This window comes from Spirosoma pulveris (assembly GCF_054781875.1).
In genome coordinates this window covers 280411-303148 of the sequence record NZ_BAAGTO010000005.1, presented here as the reverse complement: position 1 = coordinate 303148, position 22738 = coordinate 280411, and the positions used below count along the sequence as shown (strand labels likewise).

Annotated in this window: 18 protein-coding genes and 1 tRNA gene; 13 read left to right on the top strand and 6 right to left on the bottom strand. The window is 51.6% G+C overall.

Annotation, left to right across the window (positions count from 1 at the left end):
* Positions 1-53 precede the first annotated feature (53 nt).
* The gene (locus ACYVJM_RS19105) at positions 54-797 is read left to right on the top strand and encodes a M15 family metallopeptidase domain-containing protein (protein WP_461149821.1); all 744 of its coding nucleotides are present in this window, start codon (positions 54-56) and stop codon (positions 795-797) included.
* 23 nt (positions 798-820) lie between these two features.
* On the opposite strand, the gene ACYVJM_RS19100 is transcribed toward ACYVJM_RS19105, so the two are convergent.
* The 5 genes from ACYVJM_RS19100 to rpoN form a co-directional block, all read right to left on the bottom strand.
* Positions 821-1597, bottom strand: a complete 777-nt coding sequence (locus tag ACYVJM_RS19100) for a glycoside hydrolase family 75 protein (protein WP_461149820.1) — start codon at positions 1595-1597, stop codon at positions 821-823.
* A 183-nt stretch (positions 1598-1780) separates the two neighbouring features.
* Positions 1781-1854, bottom strand: a tRNA-Arg gene (locus ACYVJM_RS19095).
* A gap of 66 nt (positions 1855-1920) precedes the next feature.
* Complete coding sequence (locus ACYVJM_RS19090; RefSeq protein WP_461149819.1) at positions 1921-2718, bottom strand: enoyl-CoA hydratase/isomerase family protein; 798 nt, start codon at positions 2716-2718, stop codon at positions 1921-1923.
* Between the two features lie 100 nt (positions 2719-2818).
* Positions 2819-3457, bottom strand: a complete 639-nt coding sequence (locus ACYVJM_RS19085) for a hypothetical protein (RefSeq protein WP_461149818.1) — start codon at positions 3455-3457, stop codon at positions 2819-2821.
* A gap of 90 nt (positions 3458-3547) precedes the next feature.
* Positions 3548-4999, bottom strand: a complete 1452-nt coding sequence (gene rpoN / locus ACYVJM_RS19080) for an RNA polymerase factor sigma-54 (protein ID WP_461149817.1) — start codon at positions 4997-4999, stop codon at positions 3548-3550.
* Between the two features lie 152 nt (positions 5000-5151).
* On the opposite strand from rpoN, the gene ACYVJM_RS19075 reads away from it, so the two are divergent.
* The 11 genes from ACYVJM_RS19075 (at position 5152) to ACYVJM_RS19025 (ending at position 20183) form a co-directional block, all read left to right on the top strand.
* Positions 5152-6681: a nicotinate phosphoribosyltransferase gene (locus ACYVJM_RS19075; protein ID WP_461149816.1), complete on the top strand. Its 1530-nt coding sequence runs from the start codon at positions 5152-5154 to the stop codon at positions 6679-6681.
* Between the two features lie 89 nt (positions 6682-6770).
* Positions 6771-7712 carry a phosphatase domain-containing protein gene (locus ACYVJM_RS19070; protein ID WP_461149815.1) on the top strand — a complete coding sequence of 314 codons (942 nt, stop codon included), beginning with the start codon at positions 6771-6773 and terminating at the stop codon, positions 7710-7712.
* A 306-nt stretch (positions 7713-8018) separates the two neighbouring features.
* Positions 8019-8399: a T9SS type A sorting domain-containing protein gene (locus ACYVJM_RS19065; RefSeq protein WP_461149814.1), complete on the top strand. Its 381-nt coding sequence runs from the start codon at positions 8019-8021 to the stop codon at positions 8397-8399.
* 333 nt (positions 8400-8732) lie between these two features.
* A complete protein-coding gene (locus ACYVJM_RS19060; RefSeq protein WP_461149813.1) occupies positions 8733-11222 on the top strand; it encodes a S9 family peptidase in 2490 nt (829 codons plus the stop codon).
* Between the two features lie 218 nt (positions 11223-11440).
* On the top strand, positions 11441-14641 hold the full coding sequence (locus ACYVJM_RS19055; RefSeq protein WP_461149812.1) for a TonB-dependent receptor: 3201 nt from the start codon (positions 11441-11443) through the stop codon (positions 14639-14641).
* Between the two features lie 97 nt (positions 14642-14738).
* Entirely contained in the window at positions 14739-15602 is an 864-nt protein-coding gene (locus tag ACYVJM_RS19050) for a glycerophosphodiester phosphodiesterase (protein WP_461149811.1), read from the top strand.
* Positions 15603-15732: 130 nt separating this feature from the next.
* Positions 15733-16425: a 3-keto-disaccharide hydrolase gene (locus ACYVJM_RS19045; protein WP_461149810.1), complete on the top strand. Its 693-nt coding sequence runs from the start codon at positions 15733-15735 to the stop codon at positions 16423-16425.
* Between the two features lie 182 nt (positions 16426-16607).
* Positions 16608-18692, top strand: a complete 2085-nt coding sequence (gene nadE, locus ACYVJM_RS19040) for an NAD(+) synthase (protein ID WP_461149809.1) — start codon at positions 16608-16610, stop codon at positions 18690-18692.
* An 89-nt stretch (positions 18693-18781) separates the two neighbouring features.
* A complete protein-coding gene (locus ACYVJM_RS19035) occupies positions 18782-18958 on the top strand; it encodes a DUF433 domain-containing protein (protein WP_461149969.1) in 177 nt (58 codons plus the stop codon).
* Complete coding sequence (locus ACYVJM_RS19030; RefSeq protein WP_461149808.1) at positions 18955-19146, top strand: DUF5615 family PIN-like protein; 192 nt, start codon at positions 18955-18957, stop codon at positions 19144-19146. The genes ACYVJM_RS19035 and ACYVJM_RS19030 overlap by 4 nt, the downstream gene beginning before the upstream one ends.
* 164 nt (positions 19147-19310) lie before the next feature.
* Positions 19311-20183, top strand: coding sequence for a DMT family transporter (locus ACYVJM_RS19025; RefSeq protein ID WP_461149807.1), 873 nt, complete (start codon positions 19311-19313; stop codon positions 20181-20183).
* Positions 20184-20266: 83 nt separating this feature from the next.
* Here the strand turns inward: ACYVJM_RS19025 and ACYVJM_RS19020 are convergent, their stop codons facing one another.
* Positions 20267-21187 (bottom strand): OmpA family protein, encoded by a 921-nt coding sequence (locus tag ACYVJM_RS19020; protein ID WP_461149806.1) that lies wholly within the window; start codon positions 21185-21187, stop codon positions 20267-20269.
* Between the two features lie 206 nt (positions 21188-21393).
* Between ACYVJM_RS19020 and ACYVJM_RS19015 the strand changes: the two genes are divergently transcribed.
* Positions 21394-22476, top strand: coding sequence for a hypothetical protein (locus ACYVJM_RS19015; RefSeq protein WP_461149805.1), 1083 nt, complete (start codon positions 21394-21396; stop codon positions 22474-22476).
* The last annotated feature ends 262 nt before the right edge of the window (positions 22477-22738 follow it).

Genomic DNA, 22738 nt, shown 5'->3' with positions numbered 1-22738 from the left:
GCGCTGGTGATCACTTTTGTTGACCATCCATGTTCTCTCGCCACATTACGACCATGAAATCGCCCTTAATCCCCATCGATATTATTTCGATTTACACGAATAAATTAGGAGACCGTCTTCCACTACCTATGCGGATGGCCAAATGCACGCCCGATACGCACAGAGCTATTTTTAACATAGCTACAGAACTGGCTCAGAAAGGCGGGAAACTCATATTAAGCGACCTGTTTCGTAGCTACGACATGCAATCGCAGTCGCACAATGATTTCATCTCCGGAAAGAAAAAAGCGTTTAGTCCCCCGCCGGGTGGCAGTTTCCACGAGGCCGGGCGCGGCTTCGACCTGGATCTGGGTGCGCTTAAAATACCATTGGCTGATTTCTGGAAAATTGCGGCCGGGCATGGCGTAGTGCCCATTATCAAGCAACCCAAAGCCAGCCTTTCCGAAGCCTGGCATTTCGATTGCCGGGGTAGCCACCAGCTCGTGTATGATTATTACGAAAGCGGCAAGGCCGATAATTTTAAGCCCTACAAAGCTGCGGCTGCCAGTGCCATTCTGTCCATCGGCATACAGGTCGACGATTTCGATGATCAACGGCAGGCGGCTATTCAATCCTGCCTGATTCGACTGGGTAAAGTGATCGGAAATATTGACGGACATATTGGAAAAAAATCCCGTCAGGCGCTGGTTGAATTAGGTATACCCGTCGATATGGGCAATATACCGGAGATACTCCTGCAAGTAGAGGATCTGGTACAGCAGAAATTTCCGACCGAATTCAGAATGCCGTTTATATGAGCGACGCAGCATTGTACAGGCTTTCAGGAGTTGCCCGCATCAAGAAATTGATCGAAAAGTAGTTTTCCCTTCTCGGCTATTTTCTGATTAGCGTTGGCGGGAGTCAGGCCAGCAATGGCTGAGTTCGGAAAGAGAAAGTACAGGACATTACCTCCAATACCAACGTTGCGGAGTTTGGTACACTCGCCCTGGGCATTGCGGGACAGGCAAACCGGGTGACCAATTTTCTCGTGCAACGCAATGGAGCCTTCCCCCAATTTGCACTTCGGACCTTTGTCGGCAATAAGGGCAAAGACGAGTTTATCGTTAAAAACCACGGCGGCCAGGTCGCCCGTTTTGACGCCCAATTCCGTATCGAATCCACCCAGCGGAATAACGATGAACGGCACTTTATCGGAGTCGACACTGGGGTGGCCACTAACGTTAAAGCGGAAAGACGTTTGGGGCAGGTCGGTAAGGCCGGGCGTTTTTTTGGAAAGGGGCGACCCATCGGCATCAAGACCCATTTTGGCATCGAAGAAGACCACCCCGTTCGGAAATTTCAGGAGGGCCGTGTTTCGGTTCTGATCACTTTTACAGCCAAATTTTTGTTTTGCACCATCACACAGATCTTTCGTATCGCACTCCCGAAACCGATCCCTAAATTTTTGTCCGGCCGCAATGGCCATATTCCAGGGTACTCGCTTCAGCAGTTGTGCCGATGCAGCAGGCGGTACAAATTGGCTCTGAGCCACCGGCACCTTGTAGCGGCTCACCAGGACAGGGGATAATAAGACGATAAGTAAGGATAGCTGTTTCATAATTGGCAGAAGATCGGTCGAATTGTTAAGATAGGATCGTTTTTGCCATGACGCAACAACACCGGAGAAGGGGGTACCTCAGAATAAACTTACCTTTTGAGGATTAATAGAAAAGTAATCGGGAGTGAAAAAACAAAAGCCCGCTGGTTTAGCGGGCTTTTAGCTAATTGAGAAGGTAATCAGTGCACTCGTAGGGATTCGAACCCCAAACCTCCTGATCCGTAGTCAGGTGCTCTATCCAATTGAGCTACGAATGCATTGCTATGAAGCATTTCCCGTTGATTGGGAGTGCAAAAGTAGGGAGAAAAAGTACGTTTGTCAATCTATTTGCCCAAAAAATTTGCTTTACGCTTCATTAGGAAAGCCCCGATGCCCTCAGCTGCATCCGCCGAACGACCTAACTCATCCTGATTGTCAGCTTCTTGTTCGAGCTGATGAGTCAGGTCAGAATAGAGCGATTCATTCAAAACTTTTTTCATCGCCCCAATGGCACGGGTAGGCGCTGCGGCATAATAACCCACAAGGGCATCAATTGCCGCGTCTAAGTCCGACGCAGGTACCGAGCGACTGACGAGACCTATCAGGGCTGCTTCCGGTCCGTAAACGCGTCGGCCGGTACTGCATAGGTCGAACGCCCGCTGGGGGCCGATGAGTCGGGGCAGAAAGAATGTCGAGCCCGCATCGGGCATAAGGCCGATGTTGACGAAAATCTGGCTGAAGTACGCATCGTCGGTGCAGACAACTACATCGCAGGCCAACGCCAGCGAACAACCCGCCCCGGCAGCTACCCCATTAATGCGTCCGATCACCGGCTTTGGCAGGTTACGGATGGCCTGAATCATGGGGTGATAAGTCGAGCGGAGAGAGTCGCCCAGAGTGAGCTGCCCATTTGAGGAAGCCGCCTGCATGACACCCTCTTTGAGGTCGGCACCGGATGAAAAGGCCTTGTCGCCCGCGCCCGTCAGGACAACCACGCGAATTTCGCTATCGGCACCGGCGGCTTCGATGGCTGCTGTGATCTCGCGGATCAGGCCGGGGCTGAGGGCATTGTATACCTGCGGACGGTTGAGGGTTATCCGACAAACAGCACCGTTAACAGCATAAAGCAGATTCTCGTACATAGGTCAGGGGATGAACACGAAGGCTCCAGGCGCACAGGCTGAATGTAGGGTCGTGCGATTTCTTCCCGGGCTCTTTGAGTTGCGGTAAGTTACAAAAAAGCTAGATGAGCCAAAATACCGTGAGCAGGCTGACGGTTAGTCCAAGGGCCAGGCCGGCCAGAATCTGGGCGGGCGTATGGGCGTTGAGCCGGAGCCGGGCGCTGGCAACAAAACCCGTGAGCATGACCAGCAGCAGCATCGGGAAAAACAGGTCTGTGATGCTGAATCTGATCATAAAACTGGCCACAACGCCAACAACGCCCGCAATACCTACGCAGTGAGCGCTGATTTGCCAGGAGAGGCTAATGAGACCAACCAGCAGAATAGAAACGGCTATGCTGGCAATGAGGGTACCGATTTCGGGGGCCAGACTGGATAAGCCCTGCATCTGGTAGGTGAACAAATAGGCCGTTATGGTATAAACCAGAGCTGTCAGGAAGTAAGGTAGGCGCCGGTCGGACAGGGTGGTCATTTTTAGGCTTTTAACGTACCCTGCCCGGAACAGGTAATAGATCAGCAGGGAAGGTGTCATGAATGTACCCACAAAAATCAGGACTAGTAAGCTGAGCCGGAGGGAGATCGAAAAGGCATCCAGCCCCAGTACGGCAGGTACCCGAAATAGCAGCAATGCAAACAACAGCGTCGGCATCAACAAAGGATGAAAAACAGCCGACAGGAAATGAGCAAAACGTATACTCAATGGATAATAAATAATGTAAAATGAATAATCGTGTAAAAATACACTGTAGGTCTATTGCATTTTACATTGTTCCGTATCCATTATTCATTTTTATAGTTGTTTCCTCAGGCGGGCCACGGGAATGTTCAGCTGCTCACGGTATTTGGCTACCGTTCGCCGGGCAATATTATAGCCCCGGTCGTTCAGGATCTTCTCCAGCTTATCGTCCGATAGCGGATGAAGCTTGGGTTCGGCGTCGATCAAATCTCTCAGAATATTCTTCACTTCCCGGCTGCTGACATCTTCGCCTGTATCGGTCGAGATCCCTTCCGAGAAGAAATATTTGAGCGGGTAGATACCAAATTCTGTTTGAACGGCCTTGCTGTTCGCCACCCTTGACACCGTCGATACATCCATATCAATGAGCGTAGCAATGTCTTTGAGGATCATGGGTCGCAACCGCGACTCATCGCCGGTCAGGAAGAAATCATACTGGTAGCGGACAATGGCGTTCATGGTGCGGAGCAGGGTTTGCTGCCGTTGCTTAATGGCATCGATGAACCACTTGGCCGCATCCAGCTTCTGCTTGACGAACGAGACGGTTTCTTTCAGGTTCTTGTTCTGCTTTTTGTTGCTCTTGTCATAGGTGTCGAGCATATCGGCAAAGGAACGGCTGATGCGCAGCTCCGGCGCATTTTTGGAGTTCAGGGAGAGTTCCAGTTTGCCATTGTTATTGGTAAGCAGAAAATCAGGAATGAGGTACTGGATATTGCCGCTTTCCCCCTCCATAGAACCCGGCTTCGGGTTCAGCCGGATGATAATATCGATCACTTTTTTCAGCGATTCGTCGCTGATGTTGAGCCGACGCTGAATCTTATCGTAATGTTTCTTTGAAAATTCGTCGAAGAACTCGTCGATAATCCGGATCGCCAGCACAATATAAGGGTCCGACTGGTCCTTGCGCCGGAGTTGGAGCAACAGACATTCTGGCAGCGAGCGGGCGCCAATACCGGCCGGATCGAACGACTGGATTTTGTGCAGCACGGCCTCCACTTCTTCGGCATCGGTAAATACATTCTGGGAGAACGCCAGGTCGTTAACAATGGCCTGAATGGATCGACGGATGTAGCCATCGGCTTCTATGCTACCAATCAGTTGATAGCCAATGGTGCGCTGCTCTTCCGATAGGCTCAGGTAGCCAAATTGCTGAAGCAGAGAGTCCAGAAGGCTGGAGCTCGTAGCCAGGGGCATATCCCGATCTTCTTCCCCGTAGTTGCCGTCGCCCTGCATTTTATACCCAGCATAATCTTCGTCCTGTATGTAGCCGTCAATATCGAGGTCATTATCCCGATCCTTGAAATCGTCAGTCTCGTCGTAGGAGTCGTCTTCATCTTTCTGCTCATATTCATCATCCATACCCTCTTCCAGAGCCGGATTGATTTCCAATTCTTCTTCAATTCGTGTATCTAATTCAGCGGTGGGTATCTGTAACAGTTTGATGAACTGAATCTGCTGCGGAGATAGCTTTTGCTGAAGCGATTGGGAAAGACTTAACTTCTGCATAGGTCGTACGGGCGTCTGTAGATTAGTGGGTTACGCTGAGTAGCAAGACATTGGTAAAAGTGCCCCTTACAATTATCAGGCCAATTTAACTAAAAAATGTTTTTCATCAGATGAATTTTCTGTAAAGTATCAACTTGCTACCTTCGCATTTGATGACAAACAAGCTTTATGATACTTCGCTAAGCCTGCTGACAGACCTTTACCAGGTCACCATGGCTTATGGTTACTGGAAAACTAAAACATCGGAAAAAGAGGCAGTGTTCAATCTTTATTTCCGAAAAAATCCATTTAGCGGGGGCTTCACCATAGCCTGCGGGCTGGCAAATGTGCTGGGCTACATCGAAAATTTTGGTTTCTCTAAAAAAGACCTGCGGTACCTCCGTACCCTCACGGGCAACGATGGAAAGCCCATGTTTGAGCCCGAATTCATGGATTACCTGGCCGATCTAAAGCTCACCTGCGATGTTGAGGCCATACCCGAAGGAACGGTCGTTTTTCCGAATGAACCGCTCATTCGCGTTCGTGGGCCGATATTGCAGTGCCAGTTGCTGGAGACACCCCTGCTGAATCTCGTTAATTTTGAATCGCTGATCGCTACCAAAGCGGCCCGGCTTCGGTTAGTCGTGGAGAAAGACACGCTGCTGGAGTTTGGCCTGCGTCGGGCCCAGGGAATCGATGGCGGCATGACGGCCAGTCGGGCTGCGTACATCGGTGGCTGCGATGCTACCTCTAATGTACTGGCTGGCAAGCTGTATGATATTCCCGTTGGCGGTACGCACGCGCACAGTTGGGTAATGTCGTTTGCCGACGAACAACAGGCGTTTGACGCCTATGCCGAGGTTCTGCCGAATAACGTGACACTGCTTGTGGATACCTATGATAGTTTGCAGGGGGTGAAACACGCCATTGAAACCGGGCGGAAACTCATGCAGCGCGGGTACAAGCTGGCCGCCATCCGGCTGGATTCGGGCGATTTGGCCTACCTGAGTATCGAAGCCCGGAAACTGCTGGATGCCGCCGGTTTTGAGGAGACGGGCATCGTCGCCAGCAACGACCTCGACGAAACGATCATCAGCAGTCTGCGGCAGCAGGGCGCAAAAATTAACATCTGGGGCGTTGGCACCAAGCTCGTTACGGCATATGACCAGCCCGCGCTGGGGGGCGTATACAAGTTAGCCGCCCTGCGTCAGGAGCCCGACAGCCAGTTGGGTGGCGATGGGGCAGAAGAAGCCAAAGAGACAAATACGCCCAAGACCAACGGCTGGGAATACAAGATGAAGCTTTCGGAGCAAGCCATAAAAACTTCGACACCCGGCATTCAGCAGGTGCGCCGGTTTCGGGATGAGCGGGGCTTTGTGGCCGATATGATTTATGATACCGAAGGGATAGATGGATCGGCCAGCCAGTCGACTACGATGATCGATCCGCTTGATTTTACCAAACGCCGACGTTTTGAGGCCGCTCAGCCGTACGAAGATCTGCTGGTGCCGGTCGTTAAGGCAGGTAAACGAGTGTACGAAAGTCCGGATATTCATACAGTGCGCGAACGGGTACAGACCCAGTTGGCCAACCTGCATCCGGGCGTCAAACGGTTCGTCAATCCGCACACATACCCCGTGGGGCTGGAGAAAGGCTTACACGAACTGAAGACGAAACTGATCCTGAAGCTTCGCGAAGGCTAGTCACGTACCCGCGGGTCGGGAAAATGTACCGCCGGGCTAAACCAAACGCGGCTCGCCCCGGAGGTACGTTTACGCCACTCCTGTATTTTATGAAGAAAGTTCTGATTCTAACCGGCCTGAGTGGCAGCGGAAAAACAACCTTTGCCCGGCAGTTCTGCACCGAAAACCCGAACTGGCTGCGTGTTAATCGGGATGATTTCCGGCGAAGTCTTCTGTCGATTCCACTTCGCGAATATTATGAAACCTGGCCGGAGCGGGAGAAAGACCGGGTCGAAATGGTTGTTAATGAATTGCAGAAAGCCGCTATTCTGGAAGGATTGACGCGCGGCTGGCACATACTCATCGACAACACAAGCCTTAAGCTGAGCTACATCAACGAATTTCGGCAACTGCTGATGCGCCAGTTCGACAAGGTACAGATACAGTACACGCTACTGCAGGTGCCGCTGGAAGAATGTATCCGTCGCGACCGCGATCGACCCGATTCAGTGGGGGAGGAGGTGATCCGTCGTCAGGCTGAACAACTGACATCACTGCGAAGAAACTTTAAATTCCAAACCGAAATCCTGACCCGGCCAACCGCTTTTCAGCGAAAGCAGGACGAAACATTGCCTCGATGCATTCTCGTCGATATTGACGGTACCGTGGCCGACAGAGGAGACCGTTCGCCCTTTGCCTGGCATCGGGTGGGCTTTGACACCCCAAAATGGCCCGTTATCCGACTGGTGCAAGCCATGCGGGCGTCGGGTTACGAGGTCATATTTTTCTCGGGTCGTGATGCCGTTTGTCGCTCGGAAACAACCGTCTGGCTGAATCAGCATTTTGGTTGGCAGGAAACGGACTATCGGTTGTTCATGCGCCCGGAGCGCGATAACCGTAAAGATTCTATCGTGAAACAGGAGCTATTCGACCAGCATATAGCCGGCCGGTATTACGTAGAACTCGTCGTCGATGACCGGCAGCAAGTGGTCGATATGTGGCGACGATCCCTCGGCCTGACCTGCATACAGGTGGACTACGGGAGTTTTTAGTGCAGCACGATTATGTAGGTCCTTTCAATAAAATAGGGGCCACCAGACGCGGAGTTGGGCCGCTAAACCCGATGAATCTCCCGTCTGTCTCTATGAACCGCCCTATTTCATCGATGAGGGGTTAATTTGGCTATAATTAGCCTGAAAAACAGATTGTTAGCGTAAATAGTATGTTCTGCCGACGTTCTTCGGCTATCTGTCGATTTCGTTTTTTTATTCTTCTGGGCGGATGTTGCTTTGTCTCAGAAGTCGGGAGCAATAGTGCACCCGGACGCAAAACGAAGTCACCTATAAATACTACATATTATGAAAACGTTAGCCACTTCCCTGTTAATTGCCGCATCGCTTACTATCTCGGCAACCGGTTTTGCTCAGGATACCCATTCGGTTACGACACCCCAGAAAACTCCAATGACCATTCAACCCACCCAAAGTGGGAAGATTGATGTGGTCATTGGAAAAACAGATGGCCACCTGTCAATTGACGTAGTGGACCAGCAGGGACGTACTTTGTCTCATAAAGCTGTTTACAAGCAGGATTCTAATTCGCGCATCCGCTTTGATTTGAGTGAGTTGCCTGATGGCGTTTATCAACTGATTGTGACTGAAGGAACAAGCCGTCAGACGAACGCCATTGTCCTCAACACGCAAACGTCTGATACTTATCGGACCATTACCCTGAGCTAAGGCATTCGCTTGTCTGACTTCTTAAAACTCCTGTTCGATAAGCGAACAGGAGTTTTTTTAGGGCCTATAATCCAGGTTGTGAGACCGCCTTGTCGGTATGCCATTTTACAGGCGGCTGATCCTTAGCGTAACTACTTAATTAACGAGTGGCCCAGGTTAAAGCATAATTGGTTTTAACGGCGTTTCGCAAAAGAATGCAGTAAAATAGTGAGGTTGTACCAAAGACATAGTTCGTAAAACACAGAAAAGAAGAGATAGATTAAATTTTGACTTATACATTTTAATTTCGTCGTATCTTCATCTTTCGTTACAGTTGAAACAACCTCTCCCTTTATGCTTCACAACTTAACTACCCGCAAAAACCGGTGGTTTTTGGTTATCCCCTGGCTCGCTGTTTCGCTCGCCGGACAGGCTCAGGATGTATCGGGCTATCAAACACCGCCCAAAGCGCTGGCCGATCTGGTCACGGCTCCGCTGACACCCACTGTCAGCATGTCGGCGAAAGGTGATATGATGCTAATCCTCGAACAGGCAGCAGCGCCCGGCATCGACGAATTGGCCCAGCCGGAGCTTAAACTGGCCGGGCTTCGACTGAATCCGGCCAACAACGGGCCCAGCCGGGCCCGCTACATCACGGGTCTCAAGCTCAAAAAACTGACGGATAAAGACGAAAAGGCAATCGCCGGTTTACCCGCCGAACCCCTGATCAGCTTTGTACAATGGTCGCCGGATGGAACAAAGGTAGCGTTTGCCAACTCGACCGACAGCCGGATTGATTTGTACATAGCCGATGTGGCCAGTTTATCGGCCAAAAAAGTTGGCTCGCTGGCACTCAATGCAACCCTGGGGTCGCCTTATTACTGGGTGTCGGACAGCAAAAGCCTGATCGTTAAAACAGTTCCCGCCGGGCGTGGCCCAACCATCGAAGTGAGCCGGGTTCCGTCCGGACCGACCACGCAGGAAAACGTGAAAGGATCGCGCGGGCAGGCACCCACGTATCAGGACTTACTCAAAAGTCCCTCCGACGAAAAGCAGTTTGCCTTTTACACAACGTCGCAGGTAGTGCGTCTGGCGCTGGATGGAACGGCCACCAACATTGGTCAGCCAGGCATTATCCGCACGGCAGAGCCATCGCCCGATGGACAGTATGTGCTGGTCGAAACGGTGCACACGCCGTTTTCGTATCTGGTGCCCGTCGGCCGGTTTCCGCTGAAGACCGAGATTTATGCCATGGCCGGTTCGCTCGTAAAAACGCTGAATGACGGCCCATTGCAGGAGGCTGTTCCCTACAGCCGCGATGGCGCCCCCACCGGCCCACGTGACTTCAACTGGCGGGCCGATACTCCGGCTTCGGTCTATTATACCGTTGCAATGGACAATGGCGACCCAAAAGTGAAAGCCGACATCCGGGACAAGGTGTACATGATCGAAGCGCCTTTTTCGGCTCAGCCGAAAGAAATTTACGCGGCTCAGTTCCGTTTCGAAAACTTCGACTGGGGCAATGAGTCGACGGCGCTGGCTAGCGAAAGCTGGTGGCAGAACCGTAAAACCATCACCAAAATCGTTAACCCGACCAACTGGCAAACGTCCGTACTGTTCGATCGTTCGTACGAAGATCGATACACCAACCCCGGTCAGCCCGATACGAAGCACAACCAGTACGGCCGCGACGTGCTGAATCTGCTCCCGAGTGGCGAAGTCCTGATGCTGAACGCCGTGGGTTCATCGCCCCAGGGCGACCGGCCTTTTGTGAGTCTGCTGAATCTGAAGACGAAGCAGACCCGTGAACTCTGGCGGTCGGCGGCTCCATACTTTGAACGGCCCATTGCCGTCCTGGACGCAGCCAAACAAGTGATCCTGACCACCCGCGAAACGCCCGACGAGAACCCGAACTACTTCGTCCGGAATCTGAAAGCCAGAATCGCTCCAATTCAGGTAACCTACTTCCCGCATCCCTACCCGCAACTGAAAGGGATTCAGAAGCAGCAACTTCGCTATAAGCGGGCCGATGGCGTTGAGTTGACCGCCACGCTGTATTTGCCCGTTGGCTACAAAAAGGAACAGGGGCCGCTGCCTACCTTCCTGTGGGCGTATCCGGCCGAGTTTAAAAGTAAAGAAGCGGCCAGCCAGATCGCCGGTTCGCCGTACCAGTTTAACCGGATCAGCTACTGGGGCGGGGCCGCTTTCGTGACAATGGGCTATGCCATTCTGGACAATGCCAGCATCCCCATTGTGGGCGAAGGCGACAAAGAACCGAACGATACCTACGTTGAGCAACTGGTGTCGAGCGCCAAAGCGGCCATTGATGAGGGTGTTCGGCTGGGCGTGGTCGATTCGAGTCGGGTAGGAGTGGGCGGCCACTCGTACGGGGCTTTTATGACGGCCAACCTGCTCACCAACAGTAAGCTTTTTAAAGCCGGTATTGCCCGGAGTGGGGCCTATAACCGTACGCTGACGCCTTTCGGCTTTCAGAACGAGCAGCGCAGCTACTGGCAGGCACCGGACGTCTATAATAAAATGTCGCCGTTCATGAATGCCGACAAGATGAAGACGCCCCTGCTGCTGGTTCACGGCGAGGCCGACAACAACACCGGTACCTTCCCGATTCAGTCCGAGCGGTACTACAATGCCTTGAAAGGCTTCGGCGCTACGACCCGGCTGGTGTTCCTGCCCTATGAAAGCCACGGCTACACGGCCAAAGAGTCATTGCTGCACATGCTATGGGAGATGAACGGCTGGATGGATAAGTACGTCAAGAATCCGGCTCCCGCATCCCAGGCCAACAAAGCCGGTAAAATGGGCGGGGGGAATAACGAGAAATAGAAAGCTTATACTTCCTGTAAATACATTGATAAAAAAAGCCGGGCTAACAACCCGGCTTTTTTAGCTGCTTAAAAATCCATTTAGTTAGTTAAATAATAATTTTTGATGTTTTGATCCAATTTTATAGCAAACATGATAATTTGGTAATGTTAAACTAACATTCAGGAAATATAGCCGTAGTCTCTTTGCAGTTCGAAAAATTCTCTCTCATCTGTTGCATGAAAAAACATCTTCTTTCTCTTCTCTTATTGCTCCTTTTGGCTGGGTTTAACAGCAGGGAAGCAAGGGCACAAACAACGCAGGCCTCCATTTCAGGAGTCATCTCCGATACGCAAAAACAGGGACTTCCGGGCGCTACGGTTCGGGTGCGTAACGAATCGACGGGCTTTACAACCGGCACCGTTACCAATGTCCAGGGCGAATATCAGTTTAAAGAGTTACCATTGGGCGGCCCATATACCATTTGGGCTACGGCGGTGGGACTGGGTGAGCAACGCCGAACCGGCTACATGGTAAACCAGGGCGATGCAATCCGGATTAGTCTGACCATGCAGGAGGCCGGTCAGGATCTGGAGGTAGTGCAAGTCGTTGCATCGGGTCTGAAAAACAAGACCGACAACCTGGGGGCGGCTACCGCTATTACGGCTAAAACGCTGACAACCATGCCTGTCAACGGCCGTAACTTTACCTCACTGGTGAATCTGTCGCCCTTAAGTGGTAACAATGGCAACTTGTCGGGGCAGATTGGCTCATCGACAAACTTTACCATCGACGGGATGACGGCTAAAAACCCCACATCGGCCGGTGCAACGACCAGCCGCAGCGGGGCACCTTATTCGATCTCCATTGAAGCCGTTCGGGAGTTTAAGGTAATCACCAACCAGTATGATGTGGTGTACGGACGCGCCGGGGGTGGTATTGTTAGTGCCGTAACCAAATCGGGAACCAATAAACTGGCGGGCAGCGTCTTTAACTACACCCGGGCCAACTGGCTGTCGAGTAAATACGACATTCGCGGTAACCTCCGCAATAACAAGTTCTCGACCAATCAGTTTGGCTTTTCGCTCGGTGGCCCGATCATCAAAGACAAACTGCACTACTTTGTGGTTTGGGATCACCAGCAGGATTCACGTCCGCTGATTATCGCCGATGTACAGACCCCGCTCGATGAGAGCCGCTTTAACGTGACCCGCGCTACCCTCGACCGCTTTGTGGATATTGCCCGCAGCAAGTATGGCGTGGCCAGCACACCTCAGTATGGCACGTTCGACAAAAGACGGGGCTCCGATGCCGCGTTTGCCCGTATCGACTGGCAGATCAACCAGAACAATCTGCTCACCATTCGGAACAATTACACCAACGATCGTAACAAACTGGGCTTGCAGGATAATACGGCTGTCAATATCTACGAATCGTACGGCAACGACTTTAACATCGACAATAGCCTGCTGGCTACCCTGCGCACGACAATTACGCCCAAGATCACCAACGAGCTGAAACTTCAGCATCTCTATACGTACCAGAAAAGTGCCCCCGGCGATCAGTTACCCGGAGCAAACATTCCGCGGAACATTGTCGAAAACGTTGTCTCGACGGTCAACGGGGGAACTCTGTCGACCAATATTCAGATGGGCGGGCATCGTTTCGCGCAGGAAGGATTTACCAATAATGTAGTGCAGCTGGTCGATAACCTGTATTACAATACCGATCGGATACAGTATACTTTTGGGCTGGACCTGATGTACACCCACGCCCGTTCACTCTACGGCAGTGAGGTCAACGGTCGTTTTCATTACAACATTGACGGCACAACGTCGGCCCTGGACAAGTTCAACGCGCTGCAGCCGTACCGTTATTACCGGGAGGTGCCGCTGGTAGCTGACCCTAGCGTTGTTGGCAAAACCCTCAACGCCGGTATTTATGGTCAGTTAAGCACGAAACTGGCACCGGGTCTCGACATGACCGCCGGCCTGCGCTTCGATTACGCGCATTACCCCAAAGCTCCGCTGAACCAACTGGTACTGGATGAACTGAAACTTCGGACGGACAATGTGATCAAATCGTTCATCGTACAGCCCCGACTGCAACTCAACTGGGACGTCAATGAGCGACACACGGATTTCGTTCGGTTTGGGGGCGGTGTGTTTGCCTCGGATATCAACAACTACATGATTATCAATAACCTGACCTTCGATGGGAAGCATTTTGCTACGGTCGACGTTCGGGGAGCCAACGTACCCACGCCCGATTTTGCAGCTTACCGGCAAAATTACGCCAGTATTCCAACGCTGGCCGCGTTCCAGGTGCCAACTATTAACATGACCGGGCCGGATGCCAAAGTGCCGCTTCTCTACAAAGTCAACCTGTCTTATTCGCACTTCCTGACCGAGAAACTGCGCGTTGGTATCGCGGGCTATATGTCGTTAGGCCGTAACAACTACATGTATGTCGATCGGAACATGGTAGCCGACCCATTCTTCCGGCTGGCTAATGAAGATAACCGGGGTGTGTATGTGCCATTGGCTTCCATGCCGACCAGCGGTGTGGGCGACTGGCAGTTGGGGCGTATCAGCCAGAAACTGGGTCGGGTACTGGAACTGAACAGCCAGGGACGCGTAAACCAGTTTGCGGTTGTGGCCGATGCTACCTGGCAGTATTTCCGTGATGGCGAGATAACGGCCAGTTACACCTGGAACGATACCCGCGACAATACGTCCTACAATGGTAACGTAGCCAATACCGCCACGCTGTCTGTACCGGTAAAAGATGATCCGCGTAACCTGAGCAGAATGACCTATTCGGATAACCATTTCCGGAGCAAGGTCGTCTTTTACGGTACGCTGCCGTCATTTTTCGGGATTACACTCGGCGTTCGCTACTCGGGTATCGGTGGTACGCGCTACTCACTGCTGTCGGGGGCTAACACCAATGCCGATTTTGTTGCCACAAACGATCTGGCTTTCGTCTTCGACCGCAACAGTGAAGGGGTTCCGGCCAATGTACGCACGGGGCTGCAAACGTTGCTGGATAGTCCAACGGCCAGCCAGAGTCTGAAAGATTATGTAAATGCCTATTCGGGTCGGGTTGCCGAACGGAACGGGGGCATCAACGGCTTCTATGGCGTGTTCGATATTCGGGCGCTCAAGCGGTTCCGGTTCAATAAGAACCATGCTATTGAGCTTTCGGCCGATATTTTCAACTTCGCTAACTTCCTGAAACGGGACTGGGGTGTCAACAAATCGTTAGGTACGCAGGCACTGTATGCGCTGGGTGTTCCGGCTACCGGTACTTCGGCGGCCCTTCCCGGCTTTAGCCAGGCCAGTCAGCGGTTCAACTACCGGGTCAACAATTCCGGCGTGGTAACCCCATCAGGTGATCCGTTCCAGGTTCAGATCGGCTTACGGTATAGCTTTCAATAAACCACCTTTAAACAGTTTTACCCGTAAAGACGCCTGCGATGCGCTTTATGGACACCCTGTGCGTCTTTACGGTTAAATTTTCTTTTCTGATCATACAATGAAGAATATCGTTTTAGCCGCCCTTATGGTAGGGGCGCATACCCTTGCTGCTCAGCCAAAATTCAATACGGAAGGCCACCGGGGTGCCCGCGGCCTCATGCCGGAAAACACCGTTCGGGCCATGAAAAAGGCAATGGATCTTGGGGTTCAGACGCTGGAAATGGACGTCGTAATCTCGAAAGACAAACAGGTGGTGGTATCGCATGATAACTACATGTCGGCGGATATCAGCCTGAAACCCGACGGAAGCCCCGTAACGGCCGACGAGCAAAAGAAGATCAACCTGTACCAGTTGACCTACGCCGAGATCAAAAAGTTTGATGTTGGCAGCAAGCCGCATCCTCAGTTTCCGCAACAGCAGAAATTCCCGGCTTATAAACCCCTGTTGTCCGAATTGATCGACTCGGTCGAAACGTATGCTAAAGCGAAGGGGTTAGCGATGCCGATGTACAATATCGAGATTAAATCATCGGCGGCTACGGATGGCGTATATCACCCCGAGCCAACGGAATTTGTCAACCTGGTGATGGATGTCCTGCAAAAAAAGAAGCTGGGGAAGCGGCTCATCATTCAATCGTTCGATGTTCGGCCTTTGCAGCTGATCCATAAGCAGTATCCGGCTATTTCGCTCTCGTACCTGACCATGAATCCGAAACCGCTGGATGAAAATCTGGCCGTACTGGGCTTTAAACCCCATACATACAGCCCTTACTACAAAACAGTAACCGCCGAAACCGTGAAAGCCTGCCATGATCAGGGTATGGCCATTATCCCCTGGACAGTCAATACCAAAGCCGAAATTGAATCAATGAAACAACTCGGCGTCGACGGCATCATCTCTGACTACCCGAATCTGTTTTGACCTGTAGTGTCGACCGTCCCGGTCGGCTGAGAATGGCTTAACTCACAACTCGGCCGACTGTCCCAGTCGGCACTACACAATGGTAGGAAGTAGCGTCATTATTCTTTATTTCCCGACATTACTTTGTATCATGACACGCACAATCGCTAAAAACGGGCTGATTGCCCTTTGTTTTATTCTGCTGACCACGTCCGGGGCGTTGGCTCAATCGTCGCCGGCTGCCTCCGCTGGCTGGCGCAAACTCTTTAACGGCATGGATCTGACGGGCTGGAAACATGTAGGGAAAGGGCGTATGTCGGTCGAAAACGGAATGATTCGCGGGCATGGCGGAATGGGGCTGTTGTACTGGACGAAAGAGAAATTCAGCAACTGTACCATTCGGCTGGTGTATAAAATGCAGAAGGCCAACAGCAACTCGGGGGTGTACATCCGAATACCGCTTGAGCCGCGTGAGGAGTGGATGCCGGTTCATTACGGCTACGAAGTGCAGATCGACAACCACCCCGAAACGTCCGACGAAGACGAGTACCATGTAACGGGAACCTTGTATTCCCTGACGAAGCCCCTCGCTAAACCCGGCAAGCCAGGTCCTCAGTGGAATACCATGGAAATCACCCTCGATGGCCCCCGAACCCTCGTGTACGTCAATGGGGTAAAAGTTACGGACTACAAAGAAGGGGCTCCGGTTCCGGCCCGCAAGTTTGACTTCGAGCCATTTCGAGGCATTCGTCCGGATGCTGGCTACATCGGCCTGCAAAACCACGGCGAGCACGATATTGTGTATTTCAGGGAGGTATCGGTGAAGGCGCTTTCCGGGAAATAGATGGAATGACAGGTTTTGCAGAAGCCGGCTTTATCTAACGTAAAGCCGGCTTTTTGTTTCATTGGCTAGTTACTTCGCTTCGACAAATCTATTTTCGCCCATTCGTTGTTATCCCTGCAATAAACTAAATACTACCGTACCGATCACGACTCGTGCCTATCGGTGCGCTTCCGCCTTTATCTATGAAACTACTGAAAGTAGCCGCTGGTGTTCTGAATCAGATTCCGCTTGCCTGGGAACACAATAAGCAAAATATCATCAACGCCATCGAAGAAGCCCAGCGGCAGCATGTCAGTCTGCTGTGTCTGCCCGAATTCTGTATTTCGGGGTACGGCTGCGAAGACGCCTTTTTTGCCCAGAACACCATCGACCAGTCCATTGCCTCATTACTGGAGATTGTTGAGCACACGAACGACATTGTCGTGGCCGTTGGTTTACCCCTGCGCCATAACAATCGCACTTTCGACACCGCCTGCCTGATTGCCAACAAGCGGATTCTGGGCTTCACGGCCAAGCAGTACATGGCAAATAATGGTGTCCATTACGAAACACGCTGGTTTCAACCGTGGCCGCCCTACGTGCGCGACGAGATCAAAATCGGCGACTTTACGTATCCCTTTGGCGATGTGGTCTATGACCTGTCGGGTATTCGGATTGGATTCGAAATCTGCGAAGATGCGTGGGTCGCCAATCGTCCGGGACGTATTCTGTACGAGCGGGGCATCGACATCATTCTGAACCCCACGGCAAGTCACTTCGCGTTCCTAAAGTCGCAGGTGCGCGAGCGGTTCGTGGTCGATGCATCGCGGTCGTTCGGGGTGAGCTACGTATATTCCAACATGCTTGGCAATGAAGCGGGCCGGATCATTTACGATGGCGACGCTATGGTAGCCTCCAACGGCGAATTACTGGTGTCTGGGCCACGGTTGAGCTATGAAGATTTTGTCATTGTTCCGGCGGTTATCGACGTAGAAGCAACCCGCCTGAACCAGACACAAAACCGGGCAAACATGGCGTTGGCTTACCCTAATCTGCGCGTTACGGATCGGTTCGACTGGCCCGAAATAGCGCCCGTTATTCAGAAAGCGCAGCTCGAAGGCTGGGAGCGGGGCGGCTACCTGAAAGAAGAAGAATTTGCGCGGGCGGTAGCACTCGGTCTGTTCGATTACCTGCGGAAGAGTCGTTCGCAGGGCTATGTGCTGTCGCTAAGTGGCGGTGCCGATTCGTCGGCCATTGCAGCACTGGTATTCCTGATGATTCGGATGGCGGTCGAGAACATCGGCATGGACGGCGTCAAGAAAAAGCTGAGCTACATAAAAGCCATTCAGGATTGCACCACCGCCGAAGAGGTGGTCGGTAAACTCCTGACCGTGATGTATCAGGGTACCGAAAATTCATCGGACGATACGTTTAACTCGGCGAAAGAACTGGCCGATGACATTGGCGCGAAATTCCTGAATATTAATATCAACGGGCTGGTTGAAACCTACACCGGTCTGATTGAAGAACAGTTGGGGCGTAAGTTATCCTGGGATACCGACGATCTGGCGCTGCAGAATATTCAGGCGCGGGTGCGGGCTCCAAGTATCTGGATGCTGGCCAACATCAACAATGCCCTGCTGCTCACCACCTCTAACCGCTCTGAAGCTGCCGTTGGGTATGCCACCATGGACGGCGACACCGCTGGCAGTATTTCGCCCATAACGGGCATCGACAAGCATTTTCTACGCAGCTGGCTCCGTTGGCTCGAAACGGTTGGCCTGAACGTTAAAAACGCCCCCGAACCCACCGACCGCACGAGTCTGGCCACCAGCCCACCGGACCCGGATGAACTCATCAAGGTAAAAGGCCTGAACGCCGTGAACAACCTGCAACCTACCGCCGAACTCCGGCCGCAGGACAAAAAGCAGACCGACGAAGACGACCTGATGCCCTACGATGTGCTGAATTCCATTGAGGAATCGGCCATTCGCGACAAGCAGCCGCCGGTTGAGGTGTTGAAGATGATGGAAGTCCGGTATGCGGGAACCCACGACCGAGACAAGTTGGTGGTGTGGGTAGAGCGGTTCTTCAAGCTCTGGAGCCGCAACCAATGGAAGCGCGAACGCTATGCGCCCTCATTCCATCTGGACGACCACAACCTCGACCCCCGTTCGTGGTGCCGCTTCCCGATCCTGTCGGGTGGTTTCGAGAAAGAGCTGGCCGAAATGCGCGACTGGGCCAACGAACAGAAGCCCAATGGGCGCAAAGGCAAGATTGGGTTTTAGTGTATATTTGCGTAAAATGAAAAAGCTATGATTGATGTAAAGTGGAAGGATTACATCACTACTGATCCGGCTATTATGGTAGGTAAACCATCTTTAAACGCACTCGAATTACCGTAGAACTAGTTGTTGAAAAACTTGGCTACGGTGAAATCGTTGACGAAATTCTGGAAGATTATCCGCATTTAACCCGCGAGCAGATTTATGCCTGTTTGCGCTTTGTTGCTTATACTGTACATCGTAAGCGCAGCCGTAAATTAGTAGCGTGATTAGTCTGCTGGCTGACGAAAATGTAGAAGCAAGGGTTGTTCGTTTGCTGGGTTTAGCGGGACATATCGTTACGTCAATTCAGGAAACACAAAGTGGAGTGGCTGACGTGATAGTGCTTGAAGCCGCTGTCTCGTCAGCCACTGTTTTGTTGACTGGAGATAGTGAATTTGGGGAATTACACTTTTAGAAAGGCCAGCTGCCTAGTGGTATCTTGTTTTATCGGCTCCCAAGAACGACAACTAAAGAAAAAAGAGAAATTATTTTGAAGGTAATACTTGAATACGACACTCAGCTTATTGGCGCATTTACTGCTGTGACTGCTAAGAAAGTACGTATTCGAAAATTATAATTGTGCGTCAACTCATTCCCGGCCTTCTCTTTGCTGCTCTCTGGGCATCCGCTTCGGTTGCTACCAAGTTTGGTGTGCAGTCGGTTCATCCGCTCATTCTGGCGAACGTACGGTTTTTCATTGCCGGTAGCGGTATGCTCCTGTTTGCATATGGCATCCAGCGAGCAGAAAACGCCTGGCCAAAAGGTAAAGAGTGGCGGCAGCTAACCATTTTCGCCCTCCTCAACACCACTATTTACCTCGGGGCTTTTGTACTGGCGTTAAAACAGGTTTCGGCTGGTATTGGCAGCCTGTCAACGGCCACAAACCCCTTGTTTATTGCGCTGCTATCCGCTATCTGGCTGCGTCGGATGCCGCGCTGGAACGAGATGGGGGGCTTACTGTTGGGGCTTTTGGGTGTGGGCGTTGCGACCTATCCGCTCTTGCAGAATAGTTACGCTACCGTAGAGGGGCTGCTTATTCTACTGAGTGGTATGGTAGCTGTATCGGCGGCAACGGTTTACTACGCCAGTATCGAGTGGCGACTGCCCAGTCTGGTTATTAATGGCTGGCAAGTACTGCTGGGCGGCTTTTTGCTTATTCCATTCACGCTGCTGATGGCCTACATCGACCCGGTACCCTTCCGGGCTTCTACCTTCGATCTACGATTCTGGGCCTCGGTGTTCTGGCTTATTCTGCCCGTGTCGGTGGCGGCTTTGCAATTGTGGTTCTATCTCGTTCGGCAAGATGCCATTCGGGCGTCGCTTTGGCTGTTTCTATGCCCTATTTTTGGCTTTATCAATTCATACCTGCTCATGAGCGAGCCCATTACAGTCTACACCGTCATTGGCACTGCATTAGTCATTGGCGGGCTTTGGCTGGGACGAAAAAAGTAACGCGGCCGGTCGGTATCCCGATCAACAGCCGCGTTTTATACGAACTATTTCTGAAAAAAGCACACCTGGCTTAAGGCTGGGTTTTATTGTTTCACCACAATCATCTCGACTCGCCGGTTCTGCTGGCGGGTGGTTTCGGAATTGTTGCTGGCAATGGGGCGGGTAGGACCGTAACCCCGCGTGGTAATCCGACTGGCTGCTATTCCACTTTTTACCAGATAGGACTTGATCACTTCCACCCGTTGTTTGGACAAAAGCAGATTCTGATCGAAGTCGCCCTGATTATCGGTATGTCCCGATAGTTCAATTTCGGCGGTAGGCTGGCTCTGCATGAACTGTAATAACTGTTCCAGCGCCGGTTGAGCATCGGGCAATAGCTCCGTTTTACTTTGCACAAACTGCAATGCCTGAAGTTGCGTCGTTTTACCGACGGGCGCTACCACGAGTGGTGGCGTATACACGACTTTGGCGTCGAGGGTTTTGGGCGGAGTTACCCGTTCGGTACTAGCCGTGGTTGTTTTCACGACTGGAGGCTGGCTTACAGGTTTGGCAGAAGCGGGTGGAGCAGAGGCTTGAGTTGGCTTCACGGCTAAGGCTGTGGCTGAACTTTTTGGCTTGGCAGCGGGCGTATTCTTGAACAGCAGAATTTGTTTTCCGTATAGCCGATTGGTGCTTCCCGATGTAAACGCCAGTTGCTCGTCGATTGTCGTGTAGCCGTTTGCTTTTGTCGTAATGACGTAAGGTTGCCTGGGATCTAGTTTGAGCAAGAAGGTGCCATCGGCACCGGTCGACTGTTGCGCCCGCACAATACCCTCCTGATTTTTTGCCAATACGGTTGCTCCGGCAATAGGCTTTTGTGTGTCACCGTCCTGTACGGTTCCTTCCAGAGAAGCAACACCATCTGTAGGAGCTACTTGGTGCTGAGGTTGCGCAAAAACTGAGGAGGAAGTCTGCTTTGCCAGGCATAGACCTCCCAATAGTATACTATATCTTATCCACTTCATACTGTACTGCTAACGTTGAAACGTAGCCCAAAAGTACGCTTAAATACGCAAAACCAGCGAACGGGGCAATCTGCAAAAGCAGGACTTTTTAGGGTACTTTTTTGGGGTAAAAAATCACATATAATGCATTGATTTTCAGTATACTTAATAGGTAGAAAAAGATGCCTGAAAATGAACGGAGGAACCCACTTTTTCGTTTATTAATTATGACACAGAGAACCAACGTGACGATGCATTCCCCGGACGCTCAGGCACCCCTTGCACCGGCGTCGACGGGCAATTTGCCGCTCGATGACAGCTGGCGGAAGTCGATTCCGGCGCAGGTGTTTCTGAACCATTTTTTTGCGATGGACTACCACATCCATCACCAGAACGACCTCTTCGATCTCGCTAAGTTTCCCATATTTCAACAGTTTTATGGCCGCGTGACCGAAGAGAGCCGCAAGGCTTTGGAGAAATTATTATTGAATAGCTGGAGCGCCGAGTACGCACTGCGGATTACGCCTGTTGTTAACGATGAGCAGTACCTGCAAAGCTCGTTGCACTGGACGTTTCCACAGGCGTATTATAGTGCCTTGTTCAGTGCCAGGGCTTTTCTGGCTGTACAGGGTATCAACGTGAGCAATGAAGAGTTGATTCGTAAGCGCATTGGCAATGCCGTTGTGCGGGGGTATTATCCGGCTTCGGTTGGTTACTATGCTCTTGGCCCGATTAACAGTTATCGCATCCAGCGGTTACCGATGGCCAAACGATTCAGCGTGGCGTCTAAAACGGACCTGCTGTTACCGTCGAGGGCGGCTTCGGCACAGGGGGAGTTGGCCCAGTTCCTGAAAACCACCCGCGACCAGCGAGTGAAGGCTTTACGCAATGCGATTCAGAACAATCCGAAAACAGCCCTGCGTAGCCCGAAGACGGGGGAGATCCTGCAAAAGTTCAGTGTGGAGCAATACAAACAACTGGCAAAGCAAATCGGATATACTACCTACTTCGACATGCTGAGTCGATTACGGATTTCGTCGACCAATCGGGAGATTGAGCGGTTTGTCGATTCGGAGATTGACGTGAAATTGTTCCACCAGAGTCTGGTGAATATCGTATCGCATGTCAACTCGGTACACGAAGCGTACATTGCCAAAGCGCTTGGTATAACGGCTTATCGGCAGTTGGTTGCCAAGTTGCCCTCCTATCTGCAGGAGAGCTTTGTACGGGAGCGTATGAATACCGTTATCACACCCATGCTGGCGGAGCCGCAGGCTGGCGAAGAGTCAGGACTTCGGCTGGCAGCCTGATAAATAATGCATTGATTGTAAAAGCCCGATCAGCTGTTCCGCTGATCGGGCTTTTTGCGTTTATCGGAAAAATTATAATTAGCATCATTTCAATGAATAAGATTATTCTTTGAAGAAGTTGCCAGTGCGATCTCTATCTGCTTTTAGCGTAGATTGTTGAAAATCACCATGGATATTGATTTTTGATAGTTTTTATCTATACCCAGATTGATAAAAGTCATGAGTTGATAATGTAATGAGCCCTTACTTTGCACTCAGGAAA

What these genes read in the sequence shown, in the direction of transcription:
- ACYVJM_RS19105 (WP_461149821.1), top strand. Translation starts at nt 54, where the DNA reads ATGAAATCGCCCTTAATCCCCATCGATATTATTTCGATTTACACGAAT.
- ACYVJM_RS19100 (WP_461149820.1), bottom strand. Translation starts at nt 1,597, where the DNA reads ATGAAACAGCTATCCTTACTTATCGTCTTATTATCCCCTGTCCTGGTG.
- ACYVJM_RS19090 (WP_461149819.1), bottom strand. Translation starts at nt 2,718, where the DNA reads ATGTACGAGAATCTGCTTTATGCTGTTAACGGTGCTGTTTGTCGGATA.
- rpoN (WP_461149817.1), bottom strand. Translation starts at nt 4,999, where the DNA reads ATGCAGAAGTTAAGTCTTTCCCAATCGCTTCAGCAAAAGCTATCTCCG.
- ACYVJM_RS19075 (WP_461149816.1), top strand. Translation starts at nt 5,152, where the DNA reads ATGACAAACAAGCTTTATGATACTTCGCTAAGCCTGCTGACAGACCTT.
- ACYVJM_RS19070 (WP_461149815.1), top strand. Translation starts at nt 6,771, where the DNA reads ATGAAGAAAGTTCTGATTCTAACCGGCCTGAGTGGCAGCGGAAAAACA.
- ACYVJM_RS19065 (WP_461149814.1), top strand. Translation starts at nt 8,019, where the DNA reads ATGAAAACGTTAGCCACTTCCCTGTTAATTGCCGCATCGCTTACTATC.
- ACYVJM_RS19060 (WP_461149813.1), top strand. Translation starts at nt 8,733, where the DNA reads ATGCTTCACAACTTAACTACCCGCAAAAACCGGTGGTTTTTGGTTATC.
- ACYVJM_RS19055 (WP_461149812.1), top strand. Translation starts at nt 11,441, where the DNA reads ATGAAAAAACATCTTCTTTCTCTTCTCTTATTGCTCCTTTTGGCTGGG.
- ACYVJM_RS19050 (WP_461149811.1), top strand. Translation starts at nt 14,739, where the DNA reads ATGAAGAATATCGTTTTAGCCGCCCTTATGGTAGGGGCGCATACCCTT.
- ACYVJM_RS19045 (WP_461149810.1), top strand. Translation starts at nt 15,733, where the DNA reads ATGACACGCACAATCGCTAAAAACGGGCTGATTGCCCTTTGTTTTATT.
- nadE (WP_461149809.1), top strand. Translation starts at nt 16,608, where the DNA reads ATGAAACTACTGAAAGTAGCCGCTGGTGTTCTGAATCAGATTCCGCTT.
- ACYVJM_RS19020 (WP_461149806.1), bottom strand. Translation starts at nt 21,187, where the DNA reads ATGAAGTGGATAAGATATAGTATACTATTGGGAGGTCTATGCCTGGCA.
- ACYVJM_RS19015 (WP_461149805.1), top strand. Translation starts at nt 21,394, where the DNA reads ATGACACAGAGAACCAACGTGACGATGCATTCCCCGGACGCTCAGGCA.